The following is a 12,538-nucleotide window of genomic DNA, read 5'->3' on the forward strand; positions in this document are numbered from 1 at the left end:
TGCCGGTGCCGACGAAGGTGCCGGTGCCGCCGACATAGAGCAGGTTCTCGATGTTGGCGCCCATGGTGTAGCTGCCGATGCGGGCCTCGACGGTGTCGATGCCTTCGCCGGCCAGCTCGACGCAGGTGTCGAAGGCGTCCAGCACGTAATAGTCGTTGCCCTGGCCGCCCTGCAGCTGGTTGTTGCCGCCGCCGGAGCCGCCCCACAGGATGTCGTCGCCGCCGAAGCCCAGCAGGGTGTCGGTGCCGATGCCGCCGTGCAGGACGTTGTTCCCGGCGTTGCCGATCAGCAGGTCGTTGTAGACCGAGCCGGTCAGGTTCTCGACGCCGGTGAAGGTGTCGGTACGTTGTTCCCGGCGTTGCCGATCAGCAGGTCGTTGTAGACCGAGCCGGTCAGGTTCTCGACGCCGGTGAAGGTGTCGGTGGCCCCGTCGCCGTCGTTGGTGGCGCGCATCAGGTCGAGGCGGGCGGTGACGCCCGCCGCGGCCAGGGTGTAGTCGACGGTGTCGACGCCGGCGCCGCCGTTGAGCAGGTCGATCCCGCCGCGGCCGCGCAGATTGTCGTCGCCGTTTCCGCCGGTGATGGTGTTGGCCTGGGCGTTGCCGGTGGCCGCGAAGTTTCCGGTCCCGCCGAAGACGAGGGTCTCGACGTTCAGCGCCAGGACATAGGCGTTGATGCGGGCCTCGACGGTGTCATTGCCCTCGCCGGCGACCTCGACGACGGAGTCGTTGGCCTCGAGGACGTAGCGGTCATCGCCCAGTCCGCCCTGCAGCTGGTTCACCACGCCCGATCCGCCCCAGATCACGTCATTGCCGGCCAGGCCCAGCAGGGTGTCGGCCCCGAGGCCGCCGCGCAGGATGTTGCCGGCGCCGTCGCCGATCAGGGTGTCGTTGAAGGCCGAGCCGGTCAGGTTCTCGATCGAGCTGAACGAGTCCGTGCCGCCGTCGCCGTCATTCGATGACACGTTGGTGTTCAACTGGGCGCGCATGCCGGCGGCGGCCTGGGAGTAGTCCGCCGTGTCGTTGCCCGCCCCGCCGTTGAGGACGTCGACGCCGCCCCGTCCGCGCAGGGTGTCGTCGCCCCCGCCGCCGGTGATGGCGTTGTTCTGGGCGTTGCCCGTGCCAGAGAACGCGCCCGCGCCGGTGAAGATCAGGGTCTCTAGGTTCGCCGCCATGACGTAGGCGCCGATGCGGGCCTCCACCGTGTCGACGCCCTCGCCCGACAGCTCCACGATGGAGTCGTTGGCCTCCAGCACGTACCAGTCATCGCCCTGCCCGCCCTGCAACTGGTTGAGAGCGCCGCTCCCGCCCCACAGGATGTCGGCCCCGGCGAGGCCCAGCAGGGTGTCCGCTCCGAGACCGCCGCGCAGCACATTGGCGGCGCCGTCGCCGGTCAAGGTGTCGTTGAACGCCGAGCCGGTCAGATTTTCGATCCCGATGAGGGTGTCAGCCCCGCCGTCGCCGTCGTCCGAGGCGGAGCCGGTGTTCAGCTGAGCGCGCACGGCCGCGGCCGCCGTGGAGTAGTCCGCGGTGTCGAGTCCGGCGCCGCCGGTCAGCACGTCCGCTCCGGCGCCGCCCCGCAGGCTGTCTTCACCGTCCTCGCCGGAGAGCCTGTCGCCCCATTCAGTTCCGACAAGCAGGTCGCCGGCCGAGGTCCCGCTGCGGACGTCACCGAGGAGCCGCTCGGTGACGTCGGCGAACCGGGCGGACTCGACATCCGTCAGGGTATCGGCCCCCTCCGGTCCGGTGACGGTGAAGATCCCGTCCGCGTTCTGCCGTATCACGTAGCCGGCGCGGGCTCCGGCGAAGACGGCCGTGTCCTGACCCGCGCCGCCGTTCAACTGGTCGGCGCCCAGCCCGCCGTCGAGAAGGTCATCGCCCGCGAGGCCGGCAAGCACGTCGTCGCCCGCCAGGCCGGTCAGGGTGTCGGCGCCGCCGTCGCCCGTTAGCGCATCGGGACCTTCGGCGCCCGTCAGGACGACGGGCGCAGGGGCCGGCCGGACCTGCACGGTCTGGTAGGCGACCGTGGTCACGCTGTCCGAGCCCTGGCGCGTGGTGACGGTGACGATCAGGTCGAAGCCGGTCCCCGCGTAGGTGGACGATGTCGTCAACGTCAGGCCCTGAAGATCGGCCTGGTCGAGCAGCCAACGACCGTCCGCCTGTCGCTCGCCGGCGGAGAGAACGGCGCCGGCGGGCACGTTGGACACGATGATGTCCACGGTCTCCGCGGCATCATGGGGCGTCACCTCGATCTCGAGCCGGATCGCCTCGCCGACGCGGCCGACGAAGGGCGGCTCCGGGTCGACGGCGAACCGGCGGGAGTAGAGGTTGCCGTCCCGATAGTCCGTCCAGACGACCAGGAGGTCGCCGTTGTGATCGAGCGTCGCCATGGGATCGGCGTAGACCTCGACCGACCCCTGGTTGCCGTAATCCTCCGCGTTGATGCGGAAGGCGGCGCCGACCGGCCGGTCTTCGGCGTCATACCGGCGGGCGACCAGGTCGCTGGCGGCGTCGTCGTTCGTGTCCCAGTTCCACAGCACGATATAGCCGCCGTCCGGCAACGCCACGACGTCCGAGAACCTCAGATCATCCGTCGTCGTGGTGGTCTGGACCGCGAATTCGGCGCCGCCGGTCACGCCGTCCCGCGTGAGTTCGAACCGGCGCGCGTAGATGCCATGCACCGCGCCGGGCTGGTCGGCGAAGGTGGTCCAAGTCACCAGGAAGGACCCGTCCGCAAGGGTCGCGACCTTCGCCTCGGACTGGCTGCCGTTGGCGTACTGATTGACCCAGTAGACGGTGGCGTCGTTGCGGGCGTCATAGAGCCGCATGCTGACGCCGCCGCTCGAGCCGTCCGTCGCCATGTCCGACCAGACGGCGACGAAACCGCCGCCGTCCAGCGCGGCGACATCGGGCCACCGCTGGGCGCCGCCGTTGGTGACCGGCCGGACGAGAAACTCCGCACCGGAGACGGCGCCGTCCGCATTGAACCGCTGCCCGCGGATCTCGAACTGACCGGCCGACGGCTGGCTCTCGAACAGGACGACGAAGCCGCCGTCGTCGAGAACGGCGACAGTCGGCGCTTCCTGGGTCAAAGCGGTCGTGGTGTTGACGCGAAACTCGGATCCGACGGAAGCCCCGACGGCGTCGAACCGCTGGCCGTAGATCCCCCATTCCGAACCGTCCTGCCCGGACGAGTGCCAGACCACGAGGAAGCCGCCGTCCGGCAGGGCGACCGGGGACGGGTTGTCCTGGGCCCCTGTCGCGAAGGTGTTGACCGTGAAGTCCCCTGGTCCGCCCCAGACCCGATCCTGGCTGACGACGGCGCCGGCGGCGTTCATGACGACGGCGCGCACGCCCCAGCCGTTGGAATCCCCAAACTGACCGGACCAGGTCACCACCCAGTTGCCGTTGGTCAGGGCGGCGACGCCGCCGTCGGTGTAGCTTCCGCCCGTCACCTGGGTGACGTTGAAGTCTGCGTTGGAGAAGGCGTCGGCCCCGGTGCGGAAGGCGATTCCCGCGCCGTCGGCGTCATTGTCCACGGGCAGGACCTGAACCGAGCGATAGGACACCGCCGTAGAGCGGCTGGGGCCGTCGACGGTCGTGATCTCGATCCGCAGCAGGATGTCGCCGGCATAACCCGGCGGCGGCGTCAGGGTCAGGTTGGCGGCCTGCGCCGCCGTCACCACCCAGGCGCCGTCGATACGCTGGCTTCCTGCCGACAGGACCGAGCCCGGCGGCAGGTTGGAGATGGCCAGCTCGAACGTTTCGGACGCATCGACCAGGGTCACCGTCAGCGGGATGGCGATCGGCTGGCCCTGATAGGCGGTGAAGGCCGCTTCGGGCGGATCGAAGCGGCGATGATGCACCTCGCCGTCGCCCCACCATGTGGCGATGAGCGTGCCGTCCTCGAGCACCGCGAAGCTGGTGTCGGTGACGGCGCTGTCGGACAGCTGGTCGCCGGCCGTGGTCGCGTTCAGGCGGAACTCGGAGCCGAGGAAGAGCGTGCCGTCGGCGCTGACGCGCTGGCCGTAGACGCCGGCGCCGGAGCCGTCCGTGCCGGCCGAGGTCCACAGGATGATGAAGGTGCCATCGGCCAGGGCGACAATGTCCGGCGAGGTCTGATTGCCCGGCGTGGTGCGATTGGCCCACCGCTCGCCCAGGATCGGTTCACCGTCCCTGTTCAGAACCCTGAAGACGATCCCCGTGCCGGAGGCGTCCGGCGACTGCCAGGCCGCAACCATGTTGCCGTTGGCGAGGACCGCGAGCGTTGGATGGGTCTGGACGCCGGCTATGGTGGTGTTCAGCTGCAGCGGGTCCCCGACCGCTCCGGTCAGGCTGTAGCGTTCGATCCAGATGCCGTAGTCCATGTCTTGGCCCGACGTCGGGCCGTTATAGAAGCCACGGGAGTCCTGATAGACCCCGAACAGGCGGCCGTCCGACGTCTGCACGAGCTGCGGATGGTCGTCGAGGCTGGCGTCGGAGTCCATCCAGTGGCTGCCCAGCAGGGCGCCGTCCGGACCGTACTGTCGGTACCAGGCGTCGTTGTCGGAGGCCGAGAAGAAGGTGGTCCAGCCGATGGCGAAGCCGCCGTCCGCTCGCGGCGCGAGCGTCGGGGCGCCCTGGTTGTAGGCCGTTCCGGAATAGTACTGGGTGTTGAACGCGGCATCGGTCACCAGATGGGTCTGGGTCGCCGTCCCGTCGGCGGCGTAGCGTCGGGCATAGACGCCGGTCGTCGCCCCGCCCTCGATCGGACCGGCCCAGGCGACGACCCAGCCGCCGTCCGCCATGGAAAGCACGGCGGTCTGCTGCTGGTCCCCGGCCGTCAGGTGATTGACCAGTTGCTCGCCGCCGACCTTCTGGCCGAGACGGTCATAGCGCTGGCTGTAAACCCCGGTCCCCGAACCGTCCTGCCCGGCCGAGACCCAGACGATCAGATAGCCGCCGTCCTCGAGCGCCGTTACGGAGGACTGGCTCTGCACCCCGACCGTGGTCGTGTTGACCCGCACGTCCGCCGCGTCGATGGCCACGGGCGTCCAGTTCGCCAGTTGGCCATAGCTGAAGGTCGCGCCGTCGGTGACGGCGGCAAGGCGAAGCACGCCGGAGCCCTGGCTGCTGGCGCCGGCGGGGTCGCGCACCGTGTAGGTGAAGGCCTGTGCGCCGTGCCAGTGCTGCCCCGGCGTGAAGGTGACGGTCCCGTCGGCGTTCAGTCTCAAGCTGCCGACGCCGGCGATGGCGACGCTCTGGCCTGCCGCTACCGCTTGGCCGTTGAGGTGGGTGATCGTCATGACCTCGCCCTCGACCTCCCGGTCATTGGCGAGGGGCGAGAAGGTGACGACCTGGTCTTCAGACGCCTCGATCAGGTCGCTGGCGGCGCGTGGCGCATCGTTGACGGCCGCGAAACTGACCCCGAACGAACGCGTCACGCCATTGGCCAGGTCGCCGTCGGTGAACGCCGTGGCCTGCAGGGACAGGACGCCGGTGAAATCCGGCGGCGGTCTCAGGGTCAGGCCGGGCAGATCCTGGCGGTCGATCAGCCAAGAGCCGTCCTGCTGACGCGCGCCCGCCGAGAAGGACCCGCCTTCGGGCAGGCCGACGATCCGCACCTGGCCAGGCTCGCTGGGATCGACCTGAGTCATCGTCATCGTCAGGGCGATGGCCAGGTCTTCGGCCGTCTCCAGGGCGGACGGGACATCAACCCGTCGGAAGGTGATGTTTGGATCGGCTCCACCAGTGGTGGAGACTATGACCAGGTCTCCCGCGGCGTTCAGGGCGACCGCGTCGTAGCCGGCCAGGGATCCTGCGGTCGAGATGGGCGCGCCGATCGCGGCCCCACTGGAATTGTAGCGCTGCAGGGCGGTCCCGGAGGCGTTGGTGAAGGCGACCACATAGCCGCCGTCCTCGAGCGCGTGGACCATCGGCCGACCGATGATTGCGCCAGTGTCCTGAACCAGGATCGGCGCGCCGACGGGCGTCCCGGCTGCGTCGATCAATTGTGACATGACCGAATAGCTGGAGCCTGACCACTTCTGCCAGACGACCACGGCCGTGCCGTCCTCAAGCACGGCGATACTGGGCTGTCTCTGATAACCGCTGCTGGCCTGTGGGGAAGCGACCACTTGCAGGTCACCCGTGCGAGGGACGCCGGCGGCGTCGAAGGCGCGCACGAACACGCCGGCGCTGCCGCTCCAGGCGACCAGGTAGCCTCCGTCAGGGAGGCTGGCGATGTCGGCCTCGATCGAGGTCGTGGTGGCCTCGTTGACCCGCTGCGCCGCCCCCGAGAGCGCGCCGTTGGCGTCGAGGCGCTGGGTCCAGACGGAGTAGCCGCCTTGCGCGCGGCTGTAGGAGATCAGGAACTCTCCCGATTCCAGCTGGGTGATGGCCGGACCGTCCGTGCCGCTCATGCCGCCGGGTCCGACGGTGATCTTGGCTCCGACCGCCGCGCCGGCGGCCGAATAGCGCTGGGCCATCAGGCCGTCGAGTTCCTGCCAGACGACCATGAAGCCGCCGTCCGGCAGACCGATCGTGGCCGTGTGGCCCGTGTAGCGCACCGTGCCGACTGCGATGTCGCCGCTCAAGGCGACGCCGCTGGCGTCAAAGCGCCGTGCGAAAAGCGAACCGGTGCCGCCGCTGGAAAAGCCGCTGGTCCAGACCACCACATGGCCGCCGCCCTCCAAGGCGCCGACGCTGGCGTAGTTCTGCGCGCCCGTCAGTGAGGCGTTGGCGGTCACCGCCGCGCCTATCCAGGTCGGCGGACCGGCCTGGTTCACGGTGAACGTCAAGCCGGCCGACAGGCCGTCCATTGGCTGGTCGACCCCTGTGTAGGCGGCATGCCGGCCGTCATCTGGCGAGGCCTGAGTGATCGCGCCGGCGAGCGGGGGCTCCAGCGGCTGATCCACGCCGGCGGGGGCGAGATTGTCTCCGCGGACCGCGCCTTCCGTCCCGATGCAGGCCCCGACAAATCCGTCCTGTGACCGACCCAAGCGCTTGACCATCTGCCCCTCCTCCGCGACGGCCTCGCCCACCCCGAGAGGATAAGCTGCTGGAACAGCGAAGTTTTCTTACTTCTCGGCCGTCATTACTTCCTAGCGCGCCCGGCGGGCGACCCACACCCCCAAACGAGGACCGTCAGGCCGAACTTGCGAGACCCGTGTTCTCGATGACACGCGCGTCTCCCCTTGGCGTCCGGCCACCACCGCGCGGCATCGCCAGGAAAGCTACCGAACGAAGCGGCCTCGGAAATCATCATTTCTTAGTAGAGACGCCGCCGCGCTGTCGGACATGAGAAAAGGCCGCGGATCGCTCCGCGGCCTCTTTCCTTTTCGTCCGCGGTCGGCGGCCCTGCGGGACCGCCCGTCCCGGGCCGGCTGTGGCTTAAGCCAGCGAGCTGTCGATGTCCTTACAGGCCTGGATGAGGCCCTGGACCGACTCCACCGACTTGGCGAACATCGCCTTCTCGTCGTCGTTGGTGGTGAACTCGATGACCTTCTCGACGCCGGCGGCGCCGATCAGGGCCGGGACGCCGACGTAGAGGTCGGACAGGCCGTATTCGCCCGAGAGCCAGACGGCGCAGGGCAGGACGCGCTTCTGGTCGAGCAGGTAGGACTTGGCCATGGCGATGGCCGATTCCGCCGGGGCGTAGAAGGCCGAGCCGGTCTTGAGCAGGGCGACGATCTCGCCGCCGCCCTTGCGGGTGCGGTCGACGATGGCGTCCAGCTTCTCCTGGGTCAGGAAGCCGGCGGCGACCGCGTCGGGCAGGGGCAGGCCGCCGATGGTCGAGTGACGGACCATGGGGACCATGTCGTCGCCGTGGCCGCCCAGGGTCCAGGCGTTGATGTCCTGCACCGAGACGCCGGTGGCTTCCGACAGGAAGTAGGCGAAGCGGGCCGAGTCGAGCACGCCGGCCATGCCGACGACCTTCTCCTTCGGGAGGCCCGAGAATTTCTGCAGCGCCCAGACCATGGCGTCGAGCGGGTTGGTGATGCAGATGACGAAGGCGTTCGGGGCGTGCGCCTTGATGCCCTCGCCGACGGCCTTCATGACCTTCAGGTTGATGCCGATCAGGTCGTCGCGGCTCATGCCCGGCTTGCGCGGCACGCCGGCGGTGACGATGCAGATGTCGGCGCCGGCGATGTCGGCGTAGTCGTTGGCGCCCTTCAGCGAGACCGACGAGCCGAACACCGAGGTGGCCTCGGCGATGTCCAGCGCCTTGCCCTGCGGGGTGCCTTCGGCGATGTCGAACAGGATGACGTCGCCCAGCGCTTCGCGCGCCGCCACGTGGGCCAGGGTGCCGCCGATCATGCCGGCGCCGATAAGGGCGATCTTCGCGCGAGCCATATACATCTCCGTGGGCCTACCGCGCTGCGCGCTACTTGAGGCCGTCTGTCTAGGGTGGGGAGGAAAGGTTGGCGGCGGTCTAGACCCGCGCGCGCGAGCCTGCAACCGTGACGCCGCGTGAGGTTTCAGACGCCATGGCCCAGCCGCCCGAACTCATCCCCGCCGCCGACGTGCCCGCCGACCTGATCACGGTCGCGGACGAGGCCGTCGTGCGCGCCGAGATGGAGGCCTGGCGGGCCAAGGTGCTGAAGCGCCAGAATCTGTGGGACTGGGCCAGCAAGGGGACGCAGGAGCGGATCAACCGGATCATTCCGGAGCGGGTCCACGCGGTGATCACCGCCGGGGTCGAGGCGATGACCAAGGGCATCCTGTTCGGCTCGGACCTGGTGAAGGCCCGGCCGACGGCGCAGGGCTCGCTGGCGGCGCGGGAGCTGAGGGCGCGGGCGGCGATCAAGGTCTATCGCAACACGGCCGGGATCGAGGGCGGCGTCGCCGGGGCGGGGGGCTTCGTCATGGCGGCGGCCGACTTCCCGGCCCTGATGGCCATCAAGGTGCGGATGCTGGGCGACGTGGTCGCCTGCTACGGCTGGGGCGGCGGCTCGGTGCGCGAGCGGCTGTTCGTGCTGCACATCTTCCACCTGGCCTTCGCCAGCGCCCGGCGGCGGCCCGAGGCGCTGAAGGCGCTGGAGGACTGGATCGCGAACGTGGACCAGCCGACCGCCATCACCGACTACGACTGGCGGAAATTCCAGCAGGAGTACCGGGACTACATCGACCTCGCCAAGATGGCCCAGCTGATCCCCGTTGTGGGCTCGCCGATCGGGGCGGTGGTCAACTGGCGGCTGGTCGACCGGCTGGGCGACACCGCGGTGATGGCCTGCCGGATGCGATGGTTCGGCGAGGGCGGGACGTAGCCTTGGCCTCCCGGGCGATGATGGAGGATGGGCTCCATCCCCGCTTCGCTTCGTCGGGGATGACAAGGCAGAGTCTCGGCATAAGTGCAATCGATTGCATTTGAAGTTCGCATAGCGACGGCCTATTTCCGCCGCATGCTCCCCACCCTGCGCCAGCTCCAGTACCTCAAGCTCCTCGCCGAGCACGCCTCGTTCAGCCGGGCGGCGGAGGCGGCGCATGTGAGCCAGCCGGCGCTGTCGGCGGGAGTGCAGGAGCTGGAGAAGATCCTCGGGGCGCCGGTGGTCGAGCGGACGCGTGGCCATGTGCAGCTGACCGCGGTGGGGGCCGAGGCGGTGAAGCGAGCCGAGGACGTGCTGGCGCGGACCGAGGACCTGGTCGAGGCGGCGAAGAACGCCGGCAAGCCGCTGTCCGGGCGGTTCCGGCTGGGCGTCATCCCGACCGTCGCCCCCTTCCTGCTGCCGACCAAGCTGCCGGGCCTGAAGACGGCCTATCCGGCGCTGCGCCTGTTCATCCGCGAGGACCTGACGCCGCGGCTGGTGGCGGCGCTGAAGACCGGCCAGCTGGACGCGGCGGTGATCGCCCTGCCCTACACCGCCGCCGGCATCGACCACGCCCGCATCGGCGACGACGAGATCCTGGCCGCCGCCCCGGTCGGCCACGCCCTGGCCGCGGCCGGGCCGATCCCGCCCGGCTCGCTGAAGGCCGAGGACCTGATCCTGCTGGAGGACGGCCACTGCCTGCGCGACCAGGCCCTGGCCGCCTTCGACATCGAGCCGCCCAAGGGCGAGGACGTCTTCGCCGCCACCAGCCTGCACACGCTGGTGCAGATGGTCTCCTCGGGCCTGGGGGTCAGCTTCCTGCCGGAAATGGCGGTGCGCGCCGGCCTGGCCGACATGCCGGGGGTGGTGGTGCGGCACATCTCGGCCAAGGCCCCGCGGCGCGAGATCGTGGTGGCCTGGCGCGCCGGCTCGAGCCGGGCCGGCGAGGCGCGGCTGCTGGCCGAGGCGCTCAAGCTGGATTGACGCGGCGCCTGTCTACCGGTGTCATGCGCGCCGGGACAGGGAGACGTGCGCATGGCGTGGACGCGGCGGAGCGCCTTCGGGCTGCTGGGAACGGCCGGAGCGGCGCCGCTGCTGGCCGGGGGCGGCGAGGCGCGGGCGGCGGACTGTGCGGCCCCTGAGGCGACCTGGGCGCGCGGCGTCGAGGGCCAGCGCAAGGCCGACCTGGGCGACGGCCTCTACCTGAATCCCATCATGGCCGGGGACCATCCCGACCCGTCGATCCTGCGGGACGGCGACGTCTGGTACATGACCTTCTCGTCGTTCGAGTCCGTGCCGGGGCTGGTCATCTGGCGCTCGCACGACCTGGTCAACTGGAGCCCGGTGACCGCCGCCCTGACGCGCAACATCGGCTCTGTCTGGGCGCCCGAGCTGTGCAAGCACGCGGGCCGCTTCCACCTCTATATCCCCGCGCGGACGGCGCAGCGGCGGACCATCTGGGTGGCCTGGGCGGACCGGATCGAGGGACCGTGGAGCGATCCGGTCGACCTGAACCTGCCCGACCACATCGACCCGGGCCACGCGGTCGGCGATGACGGCAAGCGCTATCTGTTTCTCAGCGGCGGCGACCTGATCGGATTGTCCGAGGACGGACTGTCGACGGTCGGCGCGGTGCGGCATGTCTACGACCCGTGGCGCTATCCGGCCGACTGGGACGTCGAGAGCTTCTCGCCCGAGGGGCCCAAGATCACCCGGCGCGGCGACTGGTACTACATGATCACGGCGGTGGGCGGCACGGCCGGGCCGCCAACCAGCCACATGGTCATCGTCGCCCGTTCAAAGTCGGTGTTCGGGCCGTGGGAGGACCATCCGGACAATCCGCTGATCCGCACCAAGGACCGGTCCGAGCGCTGGTGGTCCAAGGGCCATGCGACCGTCGTCGAAGGGCCGGCCGGCGACTGGTGGATGGTCTATCACGCCTATGAGAACGGCTACTGGACCCTGGGCCGCCAGACCCTGCTGGAGCCGATCCGCTGGCGGGCCGACGGCTGGCCGGAGGCGGGCGCCGACCCGGCCGCGCCCATCACGGCGCCCCGCGGCGGGCGGCCCGTCGCGCACGGCGCGGCCCTGTCCGACAACTTTTCGAGCGAGCGGTTCGGGACGCAATGGAGCTTTCCCGATCCGGGTCCGGACGACCGCGCCCGCTTCGCCTGCCGCGACGGCGTGCTGCACCTGAAGGCCGCCGGCCGGTCGCCCAAGGACGGACCGCCGATCACCTTCGTCCAGGGGGAGCAGGCCTATCAGATCGAGGTCGACGTCGAGATCGATCCGGGGACCACCGCGGGGGTCGTGCTGTTCTACGACAGGGCCCTGTACGCCGGCCTCGGCTTCGACGGCGAGCGGTTCGTGACCCACCAGTACGGGCTGGAGCGGGGCCGGCCGGCCAATCCGCACGGGCGGCGAATGCGCCTGCGGATGACCAACGACCGGCACGTGGTCACCTTCCACCACAGCGGCGACGACGGCGCGACCTGGACGAAGTTCGACCGCCAGATGGAAGTCTCCGGCTATCACCACAACGTCCGCGGCGGCTTCATGATGCTGCGCCCGGGGCTCTATGCGGCGGGCGAGGGCGAGGCGCGGTTCCGGGATTTCCGGTTCCGGGCGTTGCCCTGAGCCCCCACTGTGAGCTTGACGGTCGCGGCGGCATGTCCGCTCATGCGGCGACCCCGGCCCGGCCGGACTGCGGAGGACGTTCGATGAACAAGGCCGGCGCGATCGGATTTCCCATGGGCATCATCATCGGCGTGATCGTCGGCGCGCTGATCGACAACATGGCCATCGGCATCATCCTCGGCCTGGCCCTCGGGTTCGGGGTGCTGACCTTCGGGGGGCGCAAGCCGAAGGCTTAGGACCGGAGTGAGGTCAGATTGATTCCAGGACGGGCCGCTTACCGGCGAGGCCTCTCGCCAGGAGGACAGGACATGGCTGAGATAGTCTATCTCACCCCTGGCGAAGACGCGCCCAACCACGGCGACGACCAACCTTGGCTACGGATCGAAGCGACCAGCGACGGGCTGTTCTACGGGACAGGCTGTTCCTGGAAGCCCAATGGCGAATTCGTCGGCTATTGCTCATTGCCGGAAGATGACGTCTCGCTTGAGACCGCGATGACGGCGGCCCAGGAATGGGCCGCAAAGTACGGCGTCCCGATCATCTGGGTCCAATTGACGCCATAGGCGGGGCGGGTTCACCCCCACGCTAACTGGCCCGCCCTTCATTACAGCAACGT

Annotated in this window: 7 protein-coding genes and 1 pseudogene; 5 read left to right on the forward strand and 3 right to left on the reverse strand. The window is 69.7% G+C overall.

Annotated features, from left to right (window positions below):
• From ASC65_RS17795 to mdh, 3 genes and pseudogenes are all read right to left on the reverse strand, one after another.
• Positions 1 to 316 (reverse strand): annotated as a pseudogene (locus tag ASC65_RS17795) (hypothetical protein); the annotation flags it as partial.
• Complete coding sequence (locus ASC65_RS00005) at positions 313 to 6,990, reverse strand: Ig-like domain-containing protein (RefSeq protein WP_156459494.1); 6,678 nt, start codon at positions 6,988 to 6,990, stop codon at positions 313 to 315. The gene ASC65_RS00005 and the pseudogene ASC65_RS17795, both read right to left, overlap by 4 nt.
• Positions 6,991 to 7,369: 379 nt before the next feature.
• Entirely contained in the window at positions 7,370 to 8,332 is a 963-nt protein-coding gene (mdh, locus tag ASC65_RS00010) for a malate dehydrogenase (RefSeq protein ID WP_056447760.1), read from the reverse strand.
• 134 nt (positions 8,333 to 8,466) lie between these two features.
• On the opposite strand from mdh, the gene ASC65_RS00015 reads away from it, so the two are divergent.
• From ASC65_RS00015 to ASC65_RS00030, 5 genes are all read left to right on the forward strand, one after another.
• Complete coding sequence (locus tag ASC65_RS00015) at positions 8,467 to 9,246, forward strand: EcsC family protein (RefSeq protein WP_235561353.1); 780 nt, start codon at positions 8,467 to 8,469, stop codon at positions 9,244 to 9,246.
• Positions 9,247 to 9,381: 135 nt separating this feature from the next.
• Positions 9,382 to 10,269, forward strand: a complete 888-nt coding sequence (locus tag ASC65_RS00020; protein WP_056447763.1) for a hydrogen peroxide-inducible genes activator — start codon at positions 9,382 to 9,384, stop codon at positions 10,267 to 10,269.
• A gap of 51 nt (positions 10,270 to 10,320) precedes the next feature.
• Complete coding sequence (locus ASC65_RS00025) at positions 10,321 to 11,922, forward strand: family 43 glycosylhydrolase (RefSeq protein ID WP_056447766.1); 1,602 nt, start codon at positions 10,321 to 10,323, stop codon at positions 11,920 to 11,922.
• Positions 11,923 to 12,005: 83 nt separating this feature from the next.
• Positions 12,006 to 12,158, forward strand: a complete 153-nt coding sequence (locus tag ASC65_RS17415) for a hypothetical protein (protein ID WP_200939765.1) — start codon at positions 12,006 to 12,008, stop codon at positions 12,156 to 12,158.
• Positions 12,159 to 12,230: 72 nt separating this feature from the next.
• Complete coding sequence (locus ASC65_RS00030; RefSeq protein WP_056447767.1) at positions 12,231 to 12,485, forward strand: hypothetical protein; 255 nt, start codon at positions 12,231 to 12,233, stop codon at positions 12,483 to 12,485.
• The last annotated feature ends 53 nt before the right edge of the window (positions 12,486 to 12,538 follow it).

The organism is Brevundimonas sp. Root1279 (genome assembly GCF_001425945.1).
Classification (GTDB): Bacteria; Pseudomonadota; Alphaproteobacteria; order Caulobacterales; family Caulobacteraceae; genus Brevundimonas.